16 protein-coding genes are annotated in these 16,956 nt (G+C 70.9%); 13 read left to right on the top strand and 3 right to left on the bottom strand.

From position 1 onward, the window contains the following. The first annotated feature begins 457 nt into the window (after nucleotides 1-457). The 6 genes from AMIS_RS22425 (at nucleotide 458) to AMIS_RS22400 (ending at nucleotide 6,270) form a co-directional block, all read left to right on the top strand. Nucleotides 458-1,456, top strand: a complete 999-nt coding sequence (locus tag AMIS_RS22425; protein WP_014444670.1) for a metal ABC transporter substrate-binding protein — start codon at nucleotides 458-460, stop codon at nucleotides 1,454-1,456. A 2-nt stretch (nucleotides 1,457-1,458) separates the two neighbouring features. Further along, entirely contained in the window at nucleotides 1,459-2,202 is a 744-nt protein-coding gene (locus AMIS_RS22420; protein WP_014444669.1) for a metal ABC transporter ATP-binding protein, read from the top strand. After that, complete coding sequence (locus AMIS_RS22415; protein ID WP_014444668.1) at nucleotides 2,199-3,053, top strand: metal ABC transporter permease; 855 nt, start codon at nucleotides 2,199-2,201, stop codon at nucleotides 3,051-3,053. The genes AMIS_RS22420 and AMIS_RS22415 overlap by 4 nt, the downstream gene beginning before the upstream one ends. Then, nucleotides 3,037-3,903, top strand: coding sequence for a metal ABC transporter permease (locus AMIS_RS22410; RefSeq protein ID WP_041831152.1), 867 nt, complete (start codon nucleotides 3,037-3,039; stop codon nucleotides 3,901-3,903). The genes AMIS_RS22415 and AMIS_RS22410 overlap by 17 nt, the downstream gene beginning before the upstream one ends. A gap of 37 nt (nucleotides 3,904-3,940) precedes the next feature. Continuing rightward, complete coding sequence (locus tag AMIS_RS22405; protein WP_014444666.1) at nucleotides 3,941-4,219, top strand: ArsR/SmtB family transcription factor; 279 nt, start codon at nucleotides 3,941-3,943, stop codon at nucleotides 4,217-4,219. A gap of 338 nt (nucleotides 4,220-4,557) precedes the next feature. After that, nucleotides 4,558-6,270, top strand: a complete 1,713-nt coding sequence (locus AMIS_RS22400; protein WP_014443174.1) for an IS1182 family transposase — start codon at nucleotides 4,558-4,560, stop codon at nucleotides 6,268-6,270. Nucleotides 6,271-6,424: 154 nt separating this feature from the next. Here the strand turns inward: AMIS_RS22400 and AMIS_RS22395 are convergent, their stop codons facing one another. From AMIS_RS22395 to AMIS_RS22385, 3 genes are read right to left on the bottom strand one after another with little or no spacing between them, the layout of a single operon-like run. After that, nucleotides 6,425-7,642, bottom strand: a complete 1,218-nt coding sequence (locus tag AMIS_RS22395; protein WP_014444664.1) for a CobW family GTP-binding protein — start codon at nucleotides 7,640-7,642, stop codon at nucleotides 6,425-6,427. A 10-nt stretch (nucleotides 7,643-7,652) separates the two neighbouring features. Then, complete coding sequence (locus AMIS_RS22390) at nucleotides 7,653-8,780, bottom strand: RNA polymerase sigma factor (RefSeq protein ID WP_014444663.1); 1,128 nt, start codon at nucleotides 8,778-8,780, stop codon at nucleotides 7,653-7,655. Then, nucleotides 8,777-9,184 (bottom strand): YciI family protein, encoded by a 408-nt coding sequence (locus AMIS_RS22385; RefSeq protein WP_014444662.1) that lies wholly within the window; start codon nucleotides 9,182-9,184, stop codon nucleotides 8,777-8,779. The genes AMIS_RS22390 and AMIS_RS22385 overlap by 4 nt, the downstream gene beginning before the upstream one ends. 733 nt (nucleotides 9,185-9,917) lie before the next feature. Here AMIS_RS22385 and AMIS_RS22380 point away from each other — a divergent pair. The 7 genes from AMIS_RS22380 (at nucleotide 9,918) to AMIS_RS22350 (ending at nucleotide 16,941) form a co-directional block, all read left to right on the top strand. Beyond that, nucleotides 9,918-11,222, top strand: a complete 1,305-nt coding sequence (locus tag AMIS_RS22380) for an inositol-3-phosphate synthase (RefSeq protein WP_014444661.1) — start codon at nucleotides 9,918-9,920, stop codon at nucleotides 11,220-11,222. After that, entirely contained in the window at nucleotides 11,215-12,096 is an 882-nt protein-coding gene (locus AMIS_RS22375) for an SCO3242 family prenyltransferase (RefSeq protein WP_014444660.1), read from the top strand. Before AMIS_RS22380 ends, AMIS_RS22375 begins: the two co-directional genes overlap by 8 nt. A 151-nt stretch (nucleotides 12,097-12,247) precedes the next feature. Beyond that, nucleotides 12,248-13,066, top strand: a complete 819-nt coding sequence (locus tag AMIS_RS22370; protein ID WP_014444659.1) for a sugar phosphate isomerase/epimerase family protein — start codon at nucleotides 12,248-12,250, stop codon at nucleotides 13,064-13,066. Beyond that, nucleotides 13,063-13,632: an EboA domain-containing protein gene (locus tag AMIS_RS22365; RefSeq protein WP_014444658.1), complete on the top strand. Its 570-nt coding sequence runs from the start codon at nucleotides 13,063-13,065 to the stop codon at nucleotides 13,630-13,632. Before AMIS_RS22370 ends, AMIS_RS22365 begins: the two co-directional genes overlap by 4 nt. Beyond that, nucleotides 13,632-14,483, top strand: a complete 852-nt coding sequence (locus AMIS_RS22360) for a TatD family hydrolase (RefSeq protein WP_014444657.1) — start codon at nucleotides 13,632-13,634, stop codon at nucleotides 14,481-14,483. Before AMIS_RS22365 ends, AMIS_RS22360 begins: the two co-directional genes overlap by 1 nt. Beyond that, on the top strand, nucleotides 14,483-15,571 hold the full coding sequence (eboE, locus tag AMIS_RS22355) for a metabolite traffic protein EboE (protein ID WP_014444656.1): 1,089 nt from the start codon (nucleotides 14,483-14,485) through the stop codon (nucleotides 15,569-15,571). The genes AMIS_RS22360 and eboE overlap by 1 nt, the downstream gene beginning before the upstream one ends. Beyond that, nucleotides 15,568-16,941, top strand: coding sequence for an alkaline phosphatase family protein (locus tag AMIS_RS22350; protein WP_014444655.1), 1,374 nt, complete (start codon nucleotides 15,568-15,570; stop codon nucleotides 16,939-16,941). Before eboE ends, AMIS_RS22350 begins: the two co-directional genes overlap by 4 nt. Nucleotides 16,942-16,956: the final 15 nt, after the last annotated feature.

Here is a 16,956-nt window from a genome sequence, read left to right as displayed (position 1 = left end):
GCAGCGCGCCCGCCGGGACACGTCAGTGGTCCAGCCGGGTTCCGTCCCGCGGTGATTCGGATGCCGGTCCCCCCGCGAACCAGCTGGTCCGGCTGGTGCGGGGTGCAGTCGCGGCTGCGCTGTGCACCAGCCGGTCCGGCCGGTGCCCAGTGCTGTGGCGGCTGCGCTGTGAGCCGGCCGGTCCGGCCGGTGCCCGGTGCAGTCGAACGCCCCGCCGGCCGTAGCAGAAGCGCCCTACCGCAGCGTGATCACATGCGTGAGCTACGGCTCGCGCCACCGGCCCCACCCGAATTCCGCACGCTCCGCCCACACCGGCCGGGCGTATGGACCCGCGGTGCGGAGCGAACCCGAACGCCACACGCTCCAGGCCACCACACAACACATCGTCAATTTGCGATTAGACGATAAATTCTGGGAATGATTATCGTTTCGCTCCTCAGTGACAGGAGTGAGATTCATGAAGCGCATCTTCTGGCTCGCCGGCCTTGCCGCAGCCACCACCGTGATCGCCGGATGCGGCTCGACCACCGATGACGCTGCGGGCGGCGCCGCGACCGCCGGCAGCGCCGCGGCCGCCACGCCCAAGCTCGCCGTGGTCGCGACCACCCCGGAAGTCGCGGACTTCGTGCGCAACATCGGCGGCGCGGACGTCGACGTCACCCAGATCATCAAGCCCAACGTGGACCCGCACGACTACGAGCCCACGCCGGCCGACCTGCAGGCCATCGCCGCGGCGAAACTGGTGGTCAAGAGCGGGGTGGGGCTGGAGGAGTGGCTCGACCGTACGATCGAATCGGCCGGTTTTGACGGCACGGTCGTCGACTCCAGCGCCGGTGTGAAGCTGCGCGAGGGCGGCCACGAGCACGGGCACGAGGAAGAGGCGCACGCGGAGGAGGAGGAAGAGCACGCCGAGGAGCACGACCCGCACATCTGGCACGACCCGCGCAACGCCAAGATCATGGTCACCAACATCGAGAAGGGCCTGGCCGCCGCCGAGCCCGCCAAGGCGTCCGCGTTCGCCGCGAACCTGACCACCTACAGCGCCGAGCTGGACAAGCTCGACAAGGACAACGCCGCCGCCTGGGCCAAGATCCCCGCGGCCGACCGGAAGCTGGTCACCAACCACGACGCCTTCGGCTACTACATCCAGCGGTACGACCTGGAGTTCGTCGGTTCGGTGATCCCCAGCATGGACACGTCCGCGGAACTGTCCGCGAAGCAGCTCAACGACCTGGTCGCGAAGATCAAGAGCACCGGTACGAAGGCGATCTTCGCGGAGAGCTCGCTGCCGCCGAAGACCGCCGAGGCGATCGCCCAGCAGGCCGGGGTCAAGGTCGTCGCGGGTGAGGACGCTCTGTTCGGCGACAGCCTCGGCGCGCCGGGCTCGCCCGAGGGCACCTATCTGGGCGCGGAGCGGCACAACACCGAGGTCCTCGTCGAGGCACTGGCCGGCTGATCATGGACCGGCCCCGATTCGAACTGCGGTACTCCGGCGTCAGCATCGGCTATCAGGGCCGGCCCGTGCTCACCGGCGTCGACCTCGAACTGCGCGCCGGCCGGCGGCTCGCCCTCGTCGGCCCGAACGGCGCCGGCAAATCCACCCTGATCAAGTCGATGCTCGGGCTCGCCGAGATCCTCGGCGGGACGGCGAGCGTTCCCGCCCGCGCGGACACCGGATACGTGCCGCAGACCGGCGCTCTCGACGCGGACTTCCCGGTCAGCGTCCGCCAGGTCGTGACGATGGGCCGGTATCGCAAGCTCGGCTGGTGGCGGCCGGTCCGCGCGGCCGACCGTACGGCCGTTGCGGAAGCCCTGGACCGGGTCGGGCTCGCCGACCGGGCCCGGCACCGCTTCGGCCTGCTCTCCGGCGGGCAGCGCCAGCGCGTGCTGCTCGCCCGGGCGATCGTCGCGAAGCCGAAACTGCTGCTGCTCGACGAGCCGTTCAACGGGGTGGACGCGGTGAGTCAGGAGGCGATCCTGAGGGTGCTGCGGGAGTTGTCGGCCGCCGGCACGGCGCTGGTCCTCAGCACCCACGACCTCGGGGTCGCCCGCGACCTCGCGGACCTGGTGTGCCTGATCAACGGCCGGCAACACGCGGTGGGCACGCCGGGGGAGACGCTCACGGCCGAGGCCCTGCGCCGGACGTACGGCAGTGGCGCTCTTGATCTGGCCGACGGCCGGATGATCCTGGTGGAACCGTGATCGAGCCGTTCACCGTACCCTTCATGGGCCGTGCTCTCGCCGAGATCGCGCTGCTCGCGCTGATCTGCGGGCCGATCAGCGTCTTCGTGTTCGTGCGCCGGTTGTCGTTCGTCTCCGACGCGCTGACCCACACGGTCTTCCCCGGTGTCGTGATCGGATTCGCGGCGGCCGGCATCGAGGGGATCTTCGTCGGCGCGCTGGCCGCCGGCGTGATCACCGCGGTGGTGCTGACCGTCCTGACGGCGCGGGCCCGGCTCTCCGACGACGCGGCGACGGCGGTTCTGCTCACCGCGATGTTCTCGGCGGGTGTCGTGCTGGTGTCGCGCCGATCGTCGTACACATCGGATCTGACGTCTTTTCTCTTCGGTCGCCTGCTGACCGTGACCACGCGGCAGCTCGCGGAGACCGCCGTGCTCGCGGTGGTGATCCTGGCGGGACTGCTGCTCGTCGCCCGCGCGCTGGTGTTCCGCTCGTTCGATCCGGCGGGCGCGGCGGCTGCCGGATTCCGGGTCGGCTGGCTGGACCTGTGGCTGAACGTGCTGCTCGCCCTCGTGGTGGTGGCCGCCGTCCGGGCCGTCGGAACGATCCTGGTGGTCGCCCTGCTGATCGTGCCCGCGGCGGCCGCGCGGATGGTCACCGATCGACTCGCGGTGATGGCAGGGGTGGGCACGCTCCTCGTGCTCGCCGCCGGCTACGCCGGGCTCCTGGTGAGTTGGACCGCTTCATTACGGTACGGGGTATCGCTCACCTCCGCCTCCGCCGTCGTCCTGTTGCTGGTGCTGTTCTACCTGCTCCTGATCCCGGTGCGGTGGATGCGTTCGAGGGGTGTCCGGCATGAACTGGTTCGATGACGTGCTGCACCGCGCGATCGCCGAGGTGATCCTGGTCGGCGCGCTGGCCGGGATGATCGGCGTGCACGTGGTGATGCGGCGCCTGTCGTTCTTCACGATGGCGCTGACCCACGCGACTTTCCCCGGCGTCGTCGCCGCCTCGATCATCGGGGTGAACCTGCTGGTCGGCGGGGTGGCCACCGGCGCGGTGATCGCCGTCGGGGTGGCCGTGCTGACGCGCCGGCGCGGCCAGGACGCGGCAGCCGCCACCGGGGTGCTGCTCTCCGGCGGGTTCGCGCTCGGCGCGGCGCTTGTCGCGACGCAGAGCGGGTTCAGCCGGGACCTGTCGTCGTTCCTGGTCGGCTCGATCCTCACGGTGAGTACGTCCGACCTGATCGTCACCGCCGTGGTGCTCGCCGTGGTCGCGGTGGTGCTGCTGGTGAGCGCCCGGCCGCTGCTCTTCGCCGGGTTCGACCCGCAGGGCGCGCGGGCGGCCGGGCTCTTCACCACGGGCTGGGACCTGCTTCTGCTGCTGACGATCCAGCTCGTGGTGGTGGCGGTGGTACCGGCGGTCGGCACGATCCTGGCGCTGTCGCTGATCGTCGCCCCGGCCGTCGCGGCCCGCCTCTGGTCCGACCGCCTGCCGGTGATCACCGCGCTGGCCGTGGTGTTCGCGATCGGGAGTGGGATGATCGGGCTCTACGCGTCGGCGCGGTGGAACGTGGCGGCCGGGGCGAGCATCTCCCTGACCGCGACGGCGCTCCTGGCCGTGTCGTGGCTGGTGGCCGTGTCGTGGCTGGGCAGGTGGCGCCGGCCGGTGGCGGCCACTCCCGTGATCGCCGCGGACGATATGCATCGGGCCGTCGCGTGATCGCCGCGGACGATATGCATCGGCATCGGGCCGTCGCGTGATCGAGGCGGACGACCTGCATCGGGCCGTCACCGTGCTGCGGGGGATGGCGTATGAGCACCGGCTGCACATTCTCGTGGTGCTCCGGGCCGGCGAGGCCACCCCAGCCATGATCGGCGCGGTGGTGCCGGCGCATCCGACGGCGCTCGCGCATCATCTGCGCCATCTGGCCGACGCGGGACTGGTGCGGCGGAGTCGTCGGGGGAGGCACGTGTATTACGCGCTGACCACTCCGGCGGTCGGGGACGTGATCGATGGTGTGCTCGGTTTGGGGTAGGTGCCCCGGCGGGGCGGATCGTGGAGTCCCCGGTGCCGGCGTCATCCCTCGCCCTCGCCCTCAGCCTCGGCCCTCGAGGTCGAGGTCGAGGTCGAGGTCGAGGTCGAGGTCGCCGGCCAGGGGGCGTCCGGCGCACGCGTTGAACGTTCGTGTGCGCCCATCGTCCGGCGACGTCGCCGTTGAAGATCGTCGAAGCGACGTCGCCGTTGTGAATCGTGGAAGCGTCGGTGCCGGCTGGCGCTCAGTGTTCACAAAGCGGGCGCCGGGCAGCACTGACCCTGATGGCTTATTCGGTGGGCGTGTCCGTTACCTATGGCCGTCGATGGAGTTATGTGGTCATGTCGATGCAGCCAAGGCCGTGGCCTGAGGTTCCGGAGCAGACTGCGCGGATGGCGCGGGCGGCGTTTCGGAAGGGGAATCTGGCGACGCGGATCCGTGATGAGTTGGGTCAGGTGTATGAGGACGGCCGGTTTGTGGCTGTGTTCGGGGTGCGGGGACGGCCGGGGATTTCTCCGGCGCAGTTGATGATCGTCAGTGTGTTGCAGTTCGCGGAGGATCTCACCGATCGGCAGGCCGCTGAGGCGGTCCGGGACCGGATCACCTGGAAATACGCGCTGGGTTTGGAGTTGGACGATCCGGGGTTCGATGCCAGTGTGCTCAGTGAGTTCCGGGCGAGGCTGGTCGATGGTGAGCTGAGCAGTCTGGCGCTGGACGCGTTGTTGCAGCGGCTGGCCGCGTTGAAGCTGGTCAAGGCCGCCGGTCGGCAGCGCACCGATTCCACGCATGTGCTCGCGGCGATCCGCCGGCTCAACCGTCTGGAGCTGGCCGGGGAAACGGTGCGGGCCGCGTTGGAAGCGTTGTCCGCCGCGGCGCCGGACTGGCTGACCACGGTGATCGACGCGTCCTGGCTCGACGTTTATGGCGCCCGGATCGACAATCTGCGGCTACCGGCCAGCCAGACCCGACGCGACGAACTGCTGCTGCAGTACGGCCGCGACGGCTATCACCTGCTCGATGCCGTGCACCAGCCGGACGCCCCGCCCTGGCTGGCCGAGATCCCCGCGGTCCAGGCGTTACGCCGGATCTGGATCCAGCAGTTCTGCGGCGACACCGACAGCAGCGGCCGGCGGGAGGTGCGACGGCGGGACCCCGCCCCCAGCGGGGACGGTGTCCCGCCGGCCAGAGACCGGATCGCCTCGCCGTATGAACACGACGCCCGTTACGCCACCAAACGCGGTAAGGCCTGGACCGGATACAAAGTCCACCTCACCGAAACCTGCGACCCACCCGAACCCCGCACCGCCAGCGGCAGCACCGGACGCGGGGACCACCCGAACCTGATCACCAACGTGGTCACCACCGCAGCCAGCACCGCCGACAACGCGATGACCGCCACCATCCACCAGCAACTCGCCGACAAGAACCTGACCCCCGCCGAACACCTGGTCGACTCCGGCTACCCGTCCGCGCACCTGCTCGTCACCGCCGCCCGCGACCACGGCATCACCCTGATCGCCCCCCTGCTAACCGACAACTCCACCCAAGCCCGCGCCGGCAACGGCTACGACAAAGCCGCGTTCACCATCGACTACGACACCCACCACAGCGTCTGCCCCCAAGGCCACACCAGCAGCACCTGGACACCCACCCAATCCCACGGCACCGACACCATCATCGTCGCCTGGCCCCGACACACCTGCCAACCCTGCCCCGTCAAACCACTCTGCACCACCAGCGACCGCCGCAAAATCGGCCTGCAACCCCGCGACCTGCACGAAGCCGCCACCACCCACCGCACCCAGCAGAACACCAGCGAATGGAAAACCCGCTACCACACCCGCGCCGGCATCGAAGGCACCATCCGCCAAACCACCCACGTCACCGGCATCCGCACCGCCCGCTACCGCGGCCTGCCCAAAACCACCCTCGAACACACCCTCGCCGCCACCGCCATCAACATCATCCGCCTCGACCACTACTGGACCGGCAAACCCCTCAACCGCACCCGCACCACCCACCTCCAACGCCTCAACTTCACCCTCGCCGCCTAACCACCGAATAAACCAGCAGGGTCAGCACTGGCAGCCAGCCGGGGAAGGCGAGCCGGCGCTCGGTGCTGCCGGGGGTGCTCGCCACCAGCGCTGAAAGCCAGCCGAACCAGCCGCCCTTACCGCCCCGCCACGTACTCAAAATCAATGCCCCGCTTCATGACGACTCAGAAAGCGGAAAACACCCCGCGAACGGATCCCCCCACGACCGCCACACCTCGAACCCCTCAGCGATCTCCTCATCCGTCACCAGGCACTCACTCAGCAGGGCATTGAGCCGCACCGCGTCCAGCCCGAACCCGATCAGCGCGAGCACGGTCCGCCGGTCGCCGTAGTACGGGTCCCACTCCAGATCGGCGGCGAGCCGGCGCTCCACGCTCGTCTCGGCCCAGCGCTCGACCGGGAGCGCGGCCAGCCAGTATCCGAGGCTGCCCAGGCTCACCCCGCCACCCGCGGCCTCGAACGCGACGACCGCGTCCGGCTGGCTGGCGATCCACAGCTGCCCGCGGCCGCGCAGCGCGTGCTCGGTGATGCTCTCCAGCGCGTCGTGCAGCCGCTGCGGGTGGAACGGCCGGCGGGACCGGAAGACGACCGAGTTCTCCCCGTCGTGCACGGCGATCTGCCGTCCTTCCAGGGCGAGGCCGAGCATGCCGGGCCGGTTCGGGTCGTGGCGGCCGGTGCGGCGCAGGCCGGCGGCGAGCCCGGCGCAGTCGAGCAGCGGCGAGGTGCCGGTGGCGACCTGGACCGCCCATGGGGCGAGCCGGTGCACCAGTGTGCCGAGCTGCTGCAGGCGCAGCTGGTCGGTGTCCGGGCGGCTCCACATCAGTACGGTGTCGGCGAACTCCACCTGGTGCGCGACCACCTCGGCGACCGCGCGATGGTCGTCCTCGGCGGCGTGCATGTCCCGGTCCCGCAGGTCGTCGCTGCTGGCCAGGTCGTCGAGGAAGTCGTCGGCGTCGACGACTGTCACATAGGAGTCGAACCGCAGTTCCTCGGCCGCATGGGCGCAGACCGTGGCGACGGCTTCCGGCTCCACGACGGGAGGCAGGACCAGCACGATGTCGCTGCCGGGACGCTCGTCGGCGAGGCGCAGCAGCGTGGGCAGCACGTCTTCGCGCAGGGTGCAGGAGACGCAGCCGTGCTCGAGGGTGACCTCGACCTGTTCCAGGACACCGTCGGCGGACTCGACGGTGCGCCGCACGACACCGTCGCGCAGGCCGGTCAGGGAGTGGCTCACGGCCACCAGGTTCGGGTCCGCGATGAGCAGGGCCCGGGCTGCCGCCTGCACGGTGCCCGGGTTGAACCCGGACAGCACGGTGACGGCGGGGGCGACTGAGATCTTCACGCCCTCATTCTTAATGGAAATGGTTTTCATTGTAAAGCGCTTACCCCGTGTTGAGCCTCGCTGCCTGACGAGTCAGGTGATCCCGCTCGGCGGCGTTCGACGCCTTGCGCGCCGCCTCGGCGTAGAGCCGGGCCGCGGCCGTCCGGTCCCCGTCCCTTTCGTGCAGGTAGGCCGCGACCGCCGCGTACCGCGGCAGCGACGGGTCGAGGGTGGCGAGCTCGGCCAGCCCGGCCCGCGCGCCGTCCGCCTCGCCGACCGCGACGGCCCGGTTGAGCCGCACGACCGGGCTGCCGGTGAGCCGGACCAGTTCGTCGTACCACTCCACGATCTGCACCCAGTCGGTCTCCGTCGCGTCCTGCGCGTCCGCGTGCAGCGCCGCGATGGCGGCCTGCGCCTGGAACTCGCCGAGCCGGTCGCGGCTGAGCGCCGTCTGCAGGATCGCGACCCCCTCGGTGATCATCGCGGTGTCCCAGCGGCCGCGATCCTGCGCGGCGAGCGGCACGAGACTGCCGTCCCCGGCGATCCGCGCGTCCCGCCGTGCGTGATGCAGCAGCATGAGCGCGAGGAGCCCGGACACCTCGGGATGATCGATAACGGTCGCCAGCTGCCGGGTGAGCCGAATTGCCTCGGCGGCCAGATCGACGTCGCCTGAGTACCCCTCGTTGAAGACCAGATAGAGCACCCGCAGCACCGTGGCGACGTCGCCGGGCTGTTCGAACCGCACGCCGGACACGGTTCGCTTGGCCCGGCTGATCCGCTGCGCCATGGTCGCCTCGGGTACCAGGTAGGCGTCCGCGATCTGCCGCGTGGTGAGCCCGCCGACCGCGCGCAGGGTGAGCGCGACGGCGGACGCCGGAGTCAGCGACGGATGCGCGCAGAGGAAGTAGAGCCGCAGCGTGTCATCGGTCTCCAAGGCGGGGCCGGGCACCGGCTCCTCGCTGACGGCGTCCTCCCTGCGGCGGCGCGCGGCGTCCGCCCGGGTGGCGTCGAGGAACCGCCGCCAGGCCACCGTGACGAGCCACCCCTTGGGGTCGCGCGGCGGGTACGTCGGCCACGTGCGCACCGCTTCCACGAGCGCGTCCTGGACGGCGTCCTCGGCCGCCGCGAAGTCGGCCCCGCGGCGGACGAGAACACCGATCACGCTCGGCGTGAGCTCCCGGAAGTTCATTCAGTGATCGTCGGCGGCATGGTCAGAATCGGACGGAGCTCCAGCCACTCGTGGATCGGCTTCCCGTCCTTGCCGGGCGCCGCCGACAGTTCGCCGGCCAGTTCCAGAGCCCGCTCGTAACTGTCCACATCGATCAGCATCCATCCAGCGATGAGATCCTTGGTTTCCGCGAACGGCCCGTCGGTCACCGGCGGCCGCCCCTCACCGTCATACCGCACCCACGTCCCCTCCGGCGCCAGCGCCTGCTCGGCCACGAACTCCCCGGTCGTCTCCAGCCGCCGCGCGAAGTCGCTCATGTACTGGATGTGCGCCGAGATCTCCTCCGGCGTCCACGTGTCCATCGACGCGTCGTTGACCGCCGCCGGAGCGCCCCGGTAGTGCTTGAGCAGCAGATACTTAGCCATGACGTCTCTCCTCAGTCCAAGCCGCGACCCATTCTGGTCACGTTCCACACCGGGGACGGAGCCACCCGCCATTTCTCGACACCCCATCGGGTACGGATTTTCGGCCCCACAAAAGCCACCACCCCTCCCGTGCCGACCGCGCGACCCAGGCGCGCCGTCCAGGCCGCTGCGCGCCCGCCGGCGACCGGTGCGCCCTCACCCCGGCCAGGGCTCACCGTGGTCCCTCACCCGGGCCGGCCCAACGCCCACGGTGACCCCTCACCGAGCCGCCCGCTCACCGTGTGCGCTCACATCCGCCGGCGCTCACCGTGTGCCCTCGCTCCGGTGTGGCGTAGGCGAGGGCACACGTAGCGGCATTGTGCGACTTCGTCCATGCCAGAGCCGGGATGGAAGCACGCACACCGCTTCGGTGTGACGTCATCCCGGTCGGTGCGCCTGTCCGTGCGACCTCGCCTCCGCCGGCGGTCACCGTGTGCCCTCGTCCACCTGTGGTCACGGGGTGTCCTCGCCTCCGCCGGCGCTCACCGTGTGCCCTCACCCGCCTGCGGTCACCGTGTGTCCGCGCGCCCACCGGCGGTCACCGTGTGCTCTCGCCCCGGACCTGGAGCGCGCCACGGACCCCGATGGGCCGGACCCGAAGTGCGACCGGTCTTGCCCTGGACTCGGGCGGCATCCCGTGAAAGATTGACCGAAACCGATTTCTCGCGAGTGAGCCGTCAGCGGGGAGGGCGTGATGGGAATCGGAGTGTGGTTGATGGGTGCCCGTGGCTCGGTCGCGGTCACCAGTGTCGTCGGGGCTCTGGCCGTCCGGGCCGGGCTGGCGGAACCGTCCGGCATGGTCACCGAGTCGCCGCCGCTGCGGGACGCCGCCTTGCCGGGGCTGACCGATCTGGTGTTCGGTGGGCATGACATCACGGCCGTACCCGTGGTGAAGAAGGCCGAGTCCCTCGCGGCCGCCGGCGTCCTGCCGGCCGGACTCGTCGCATCGCTGGGTGTCGATCTGGGCGCCGTGGAGCGTGAGGCCCGCGCCTTACCGGTGGCCGCGACCCAGCGGGAGACCGCGGAACTGATCGCCGCGGACATCACCGGGTTCCGTGATCGGCACGGCCTCGACCGGGTCGTGGTGATCAACGTGGCGTCGACCGAGGCGGCCGCTTCCGATCACCCGGCGCACGCCGATCCGGCGGCCCTCGAAGCGGCGCTGGGCAGCACCGAGCCGGTCCTGCCGGCGAGTGCTCTCGCGGCCTATGCGGCGTTCCGCGCGGGTTGCCCGTTCATCGACTTCACCCCGTCCACCGGCGCGCGGCTGCCCGCCCTGGAACAGCTCGCGGCGGAGCGCGGACTGCCCTACGGCGGGCGGGACGGCAAGACCGGCGAGACCCTGGTGAAGTCGGTGCTGGCGCCGATGTTCATGATGCGCAACCTGCGGGTGCGGTCCTGGTCCGGCACGAACCTGCTCGGCGGCGGCGACGGCGCCAACCTCGCCGACCCGGCCGCGAACGCCGCCAAGGCCGGCAGCAAGCAGCGGGTGCTCAAGGAGACCCTCGGTTATCAGCCGCAGGGGCACAGCCTGATCGAGTACGTCGACGACATCGGCGACTTCAAGACCGCCTGGGACCTGATCACGTTCACCGGCTTCCTCGGCGTCGGCATGCGGATGGAGTTCAGCTGGCACGGCTGCGACTCGGCGCTCGCCGCCCCGCTGGTGCTCGACCTGGCCCGCCTGGTCGCGGCGGCCCACGCAGCCGGACGCTCCGGTCCGCTCACCGAGCTGGCCTTCTTCTTCAAGGATCCGCTCGGCGACGTCCCGCACGGCCTCGCCGACCAATGGGCCAACCTGATCAATTTCGCCCACTCCCTGAGCGACCAGGGAAGCCCGAGCGCCCTCGGTGCCCTGAGCGACCAGGGACGCCCGAGCGCCCTCGGTGCCCTGAGCGACCCGGGAAGCCCGAGCGCCCCCGAAGCCCTGAGCGACCCGGGAAGCCCGAACGACCCCGGAGGCCGGGCGCCGGGCATGCCGAAGGAGGACGATGCCTGACCGACCACGCTGGCGCGACCTCGCCGAGCTGGTTCGGGCGCCCGCCGCCCTCTCCGTCCCCGGTGACGCGATAGCCGGCGCCGCGGCCGCCGGTGGTCTGAACCGGCGCACGGCCGGGCTCGCCGCCGCGTCGATCAGCCTCTACTGGGCCGGGATGGCCGCCAACGACTGGGCCGACCGCGATCTGGACGCGGTGGAACGCCCGGAACGCCCGGTCCCCTCGGGCCGGATCACTCCCGGTCAGGCCCTCGCGGTGGCTTCCGGCCTCACCGCGGCCGGTGTGGGCATCGCCGCCCTCACCGGCGGCCGCCGGTCCGCCGCCGTGGCGGTCCCGCTGGCCGGCGCGATCTGGCTCTACGACCTGTGGGCCAAGAACACCGCCGCCGGCCCTCCGATGATGGCCCTCTGCCGAGGCCTGGACGTGCTGTTGGGAGCGAGCGGCGGCCAGGGTCGCGGAGCAGGCTGGGTTCGGGACGCCGCCCCGGCAGCCGTCACGATGGCCGCGCACACCGCCACGGTCACCCTCCTCTCCCGGCGCGAGGTCACCGGCGGCGGCGCCAACCTGCCGTCCGCGACCTTGGCCGCCACGGTCGCCCTCGCCGCCGCGTGCGCGAAACCATCCGGGGGTACGGCCGGACGAACCGCCACAGCCCTCGCCGGTTGGTACGCCACCTGGTACGGAACAGCTCAGGTCCGGGCCGCCACGGAACCGTCCGCGAACCGGTTCCGTGCCGCGGTCGGCGCCGGGATCACCGGCATGCCCCCGCTCCAGGGCGCCCTCACCGCCCGAGCCGGCGCCCCCGTCACGGGCCTGGCCGTAGCCGCCGCGGCCCCTCTCGCGAAGCGCCTGACCAAGCGGTTGTCGGCCACATGAAGCGCCGCGCGATGAAGCACAGCGGCACCCACGTGAAGCGCGGCGCGGTGAAGCACAGCGGCACCCACGCGAAGCGCCGCGCGGTGAAGCACAGCGGCACCCACATGAAGCGCCGCGCGATACAGCACCCCGGACCGACAGGACCGCCCACATGAGATTCGGATACGGCACCAACGGCTTCGCCAACCACCGCCTCCCCGAGGCGCTCCGGGTGATCGCCGACCTCGGCTACGACGGCGTCGCCCTCACCCTGGACACCTGCCACCTCGACCCGTTCGCCCCCGGCCTGGCCCGCCGTACCGCCGAGGTGGCCGCCGACCTGGACCGCCTCGGCCTCGCCGTGGTGATCGAAACGGGCGCCCGCTACCTGCTCGACCCGTGGCACAAGCACGCTCCGACGCTGATGCACGACGACCCCGCCGCCCGCCTGGAGTACCTGCGCCGCGCCGTGCGGGTCGGCGCCGATCTCGGAGCGGAAGCGGTCTCGTTCTGGGCCGGTGTCGCGCCGCCCGGCGTACCCGATGATTGGGACCGCTTGGTCCGCGGCTGTGACCAGGTGGTCCGTTATGCGGCCGACCACAGCGTGACGCTGGGCTTCGAACCCGAGCCGGGCATGCTCGTCGAAGATCTGGCGGGGTGGCGCCGGCTGCACGCGGCTCTCGGTGAACCGGACAACTTCGGCATCACGCTGGACATCGGGCATTGCCGCTGCCTGGAGCCGAAACCGGTGCCCGACTGTGTCGCCGACGCCGGTCCGCACCTGGTCAACGTTCAGATCGACGACATGCGCCGCGGGGTGCACGAGCACCTGGAGTTCGGCGACGGCGAGATCGACTTCCCGCCGGTGACGGCCGCCCTCGAGGCCGCCGGATACCGGGGCCTGGTCGCTGTCGAGCTGCCCCGGCACTCGCACGCGGCGCCCGCGGTGGCCCGGCGATCGATCGACTTCCTGAGGAAGGCGGCAGCATGACCGGCCTGGTGGAACTGCGCGCGGCCCTCGGTGGGAACGACTGGCTCGACGACGCGCTCGCGAAGGTCACCCTTGATCCGGCGGCCGTCGGCGCGCTGTTCCCGGCGGCCGGTCGCCGCTGCGGCCGCGCGCCGGTCGCTCCGCAGTGGACCGCTGACGAGGCCGCGCGGGCGCTGCTGCTCTCCGCGGCTCCGGGCGAGGCGGAAAGCCTGTACCGGTACGGCGACGCGGACGAGAAACGCGCGGTTCTCAAAGCGTTGCCGCTCATTGCGGCGACCGGCGAAACGGTGTCGGTGCTGCAGGACGCGTTGCGCACTAATGACACCCGGCTGGTGGCCGCCGCGCTCGGTCCGGCCGCCCGGCAACTGGATGACGCCACCTGGCGGCAGGGCGTCCTGAAATGCGTGTTCATGGGCATTCCGCTGACCGCGGTGCACGGATTGCACGACCGCGCCGACGCGGCATTGGCCGAGATGCTCGGTGCTTTCGCCGAGGAACGGAAAGCGGCCGGGCGGGACGTCCCGGCCGACGCTCAGGAATTGCTGGAGCTTTTGAAGGGAGCCTGATGCGGATCTTCGATCCCCATATCCACATGACCTCCCGCACGACCGACGACTATGCGCGGATGGCCGCCGCCGGGGTGCGCGCGGTCGTGGAGCCGGCGTTCTGGCTGGGCCAGCCGCGCACCGGACCGCAATCGTTCACCGACTACTTCGATTCGCTGATCGGCTGGGAGCCGTTCCGGGCGAGCCAGTTCGGCATCCGGCACCACGCCACGATCGCACTCAACCCGAAGGAGGCGAACGACAGGCGTTGCCGGCCGGTGCTCGATCTGCTGCCGCGCTATCTGGCGAAGGACGGCGTGGTCGCGGTGGGGGAGATCGGGTACGACTCGATGACCGCCGACGAGGACGAGGCGTTCGCCGCCCAGCTGGCCCTGGCGATCGAGCACGACCTGCCGGCGCTGGTGCACACCCCGCACCGGGACAAGGCGCGGGGCACCGAGCGCAGCATCGCCGTGGTCCGCGAGTCCGGAATCGATCCGGGCCGGGTGGTGCTCGACCACCTCAACGAGCTGACCGTCGCCCCGGCCCTGGAAGCCGGTCTGTGGGCAGGTTTCTCGATATATCCGGACACGAAGATGTCGCCGGACCGGATGGTCAAAATCCTCTCCGAGTACGGGCTGGATCGTGTCCTGGTGAATTCGGCAGCCGATTGGGGCCGCTCCGACCCGCTGCTCACCCTCCGGACCGGCGAGGAGATGCTGGTCGCCGGATTCACCGAGGACGATGTCGACCGGGTGCTGTGGCGCAATCCGGTCGCGTTCTTCAGCCAGTCCGGGCGGCTCGACCTGTCCGATGCGGCGGAGACCGGCGCGACCTTCGCCGGCAACTCGATCCTGCGCGGGGGAAGCTGATGCGCCACCTCAGCTATTGCACCAACGTGCACCCGGCGGAGGACCTGGACGGCATCATCGGCCAATTCGACACGTTCGCCTCGCGGATCCGTTCCCACCTCGACACCGACGTGCTCGGCATCGGATTGTGGCTGGCCGCCCCGGTCGCCGCCGAACTGGCGGAGGCGCCCGATTCCCGCCGCCGGCTGCGGCGGGAACTGGACGCCCGCGGTCTGGAGGTGGTCACTCTCAACGGCTTTCCCTATGCCGCTTTTCAGGCGCCGGTCGTCAAACACGCCGTCTATCACCCGGACTGGACCACGCCGGAGCGCCGGGAATACACGCTGAATCTGGCCCGGATCCTGGTGGATCTGCTGCCGGATCGAGCCGAGCGCGGTTCCATCTCCACGCTGCCGTTCGCGTGGCGCACGCCGTGGGACCGGCAGCGGGAGGATGTCTCGCTGCGCCGGTTCGACGAATTGGCGAAAGGTCTCGCCGACATCTCCGCCGCGGCCGGGCGGCCGGTGCGGGTCGGGCTGGAACCGGAGCCGGGCTGTGTCGTGGAGACCACCGGGCAGGCCGCCGAGCTGGTCTCCCAGCTGGACTCCGAGTGGATCGGCGTCTGCGTCGACCTGGCCCACCTGGCCTGCGCCTGGGAGGATCCGGCCGAGGCGGTCGCCCGGCTGACGGGCGCCGGGGTGCCGATCGTGAAGGTGCAGATCTCGGCGGCGCTGGAGGCGGCGGATCCGTCGGCCGGGGTGCTCGGCGATTATGTCGAGCCGCGCTTTCTGCATCAGACCCGGAGCGCTTCCGGCGCGGCGGCCGACGATCTGGACGAGGCCATCGAGCGGCGTCTTCCCGGACCGTGGCGGGTCCATTACCACGTACCCCTGCATGCGGCCCCCGCCGCGCCTCTCACCTCGACTGTCGCGGTGACCCGCAGAGCTGTCCGGGAATTGGTACCGGTCTGCGACCACTTCGACGTGGAGACCTATACCTGGGGGGTGCTGCCACCCGCGCAGCGACCCGGTGACGACGCGGCGCTGGCGGCCGGAATAGCCGCCGAAATGGCCGTCGCCCATTCGATGCTGGCGGAGGCGTCCCGATGACCCGTCTCGTGGTGCTCGACGTCGTCGGACTCACCCCGCGCCTGCTCGCCCACATGCCCCGATTGCGCGCGGTCGCCGACCGCGGATTCCAGGCGCCATTGGGTACGGTGCTGCCCGCCGTCACGTGTTCCGCCCAATCCACGTTCCTCACCGGCGAGACACCGGCCGGGCACGGCATCGTCGGCAACGGCTGGTATTTCCGGGAACTCGGCGAAGTGTTCCTCTGGCGTCAGCACAACGCGCTGGTCGGCGGCGAGAAATTGTGGCAGGCGCTGCGGAGACGGCGCCCGGGCAGCACGGTCGCCAACGTCTGCTGGTGGTACGCGATGGGCGCCGACGTGGATTGGACCGTCACGCCCCGGCCGATCTATTTCGCCGACGGCCGCAAGGAGCCGGACTGCTACACGGACCCGCCCGCCCTGCACGACGCTCTGCACGACTCCCTCGGCACCTTTCCGCTCTTCACCTATTGGGGCCCGGGCGCCGGCATGGCGTCGTCGGAATGGATCTGCCGGGCGGCGCGGAAAATCATGGCGGATCACGACCCTGATCTCACCCTGGTCTATGTCCCGCATCTCGATTACGACCTGCAGCGGTACGGCCCGGACTCGCCGCAGGCATCGACGGCCGCCGCCGAGCTGGACGCCGTCCTCGACCCGTTGCTGACCGCGTCGTTCGCCCGGGACGCGACGGTGGTCGTCCTGTCCGAATACGGCATCACCGAGGTGAGCCGCCCGGTGCACATCAACCGGGCACTGCGCGCCGAGGGACTGCTCAACGTATATACCCAGGCGGGCATGGAATACCTGGATCCGTGGACCTCGCGGGCGTTCGCGGTCGCCGACCACCAGATCGCCCACGTCTACGTCCGGGAGCCGCGCGACGTGGCCGCGGTCGCGAAGATCTGCGCCGCGCTCCCCGGCGTCGACCAGGTCCTGGACGCGCAGGGGCAGGCCGAGTCCGGGCTCGGCCATCCGCGCTCCGGCGAGCTGGTGCTGATCGCCGACCCGGACGCCTGGTTCACCTACTACTACTGGCTGCGCGACGCGGACGCCCCGGACTTCGCCCGGCTCGTGGAGATCCACCGCAAGCCGGGGTACGACCCGGCGGAGCTCTTCTTCGACCCGGCCGCCCCGTCCGCCGCGAAGCGCCGCGCCGCCGTGGCGCTGGCCCGCAAGAAGCTGGGCATGCGGTACCTGATGAACGTGGTGGGCCTGGACGCCGGCGCGCACGCCGTCCGCGGCTCGCACGGGCGGCTGCCGTCGTCACCGCAGGACGCGCCGGTGCTGCTCTGCTCGTCGGCGGCCGCGGCCCGGCCGGCGCTGGCCGCCACCGAGGTGAAGGACTTCCTGCTGGACCTGGCGACATGAGCGACGGCGTCCGAT

It is taken from the genome of Actinoplanes missouriensis 431, from assembly GCF_000284295.1.
Taxonomy (GTDB): Bacteria; Actinomycetota; Actinomycetes; order Mycobacteriales; family Micromonosporaceae; genus Actinoplanes; species Actinoplanes missouriensis.
The sequence above is the reverse complement of the archived record's forward strand: the minus strand, read 5'-3'. Positions and strand labels throughout refer to the sequence as shown.

Coding starts and splice junctions, on each gene's coding strand:
- AMIS_RS22425 (WP_014444670.1), top strand. CDS start 458: ATGAAGCGCATCTTCTGGCTCGCCGGCCTTGCCGCAGCCACCACCGTG.
- AMIS_RS22420 (WP_014444669.1), top strand. CDS start 1,459: ATGGACCGGCCCCGATTCGAACTGCGGTACTCCGGCGTCAGCATCGGC.
- AMIS_RS22410 (WP_041831152.1), top strand. CDS start 3,037: ATGAACTGGTTCGATGACGTGCTGCACCGCGCGATCGCCGAGGTGATC.
- AMIS_RS22400 (WP_014443174.1), top strand. CDS start 4,558: ATGTCGATGCAGCCAAGGCCGTGGCCTGAGGTTCCGGAGCAGACTGCG.
- AMIS_RS22395 (WP_014444664.1), bottom strand. CDS start 7,642: ATGAAAACCATTTCCATTAAGAATGAGGGCGTGAAGATCTCAGTCGCC.
- AMIS_RS22390 (WP_014444663.1), bottom strand. CDS start 8,780: ATGAACTTCCGGGAGCTCACGCCGAGCGTGATCGGTGTTCTCGTCCGC.
- AMIS_RS22385 (WP_014444662.1), bottom strand. CDS start 9,184: ATGGCTAAGTATCTGCTGCTCAAGCACTACCGGGGCGCTCCGGCGGCG.
- AMIS_RS22380 (WP_014444661.1), top strand. CDS start 9,918: ATGGGAATCGGAGTGTGGTTGATGGGTGCCCGTGGCTCGGTCGCGGTC.
- AMIS_RS22375 (WP_014444660.1), top strand. CDS start 11,215: ATGCCTGACCGACCACGCTGGCGCGACCTCGCCGAGCTGGTTCGGGCG.
- AMIS_RS22370 (WP_014444659.1), top strand. CDS start 12,248: ATGAGATTCGGATACGGCACCAACGGCTTCGCCAACCACCGCCTCCCC.
- AMIS_RS22365 (WP_014444658.1), top strand. CDS start 13,063: ATGACCGGCCTGGTGGAACTGCGCGCGGCCCTCGGTGGGAACGACTGG.
- AMIS_RS22360 (WP_014444657.1), top strand. CDS start 13,632: ATGCGGATCTTCGATCCCCATATCCACATGACCTCCCGCACGACCGAC.
- eboE (WP_014444656.1), top strand. CDS start 14,483: ATGCGCCACCTCAGCTATTGCACCAACGTGCACCCGGCGGAGGACCTG.
- AMIS_RS22350 (WP_014444655.1), top strand. CDS start 15,568: ATGACCCGTCTCGTGGTGCTCGACGTCGTCGGACTCACCCCGCGCCTG.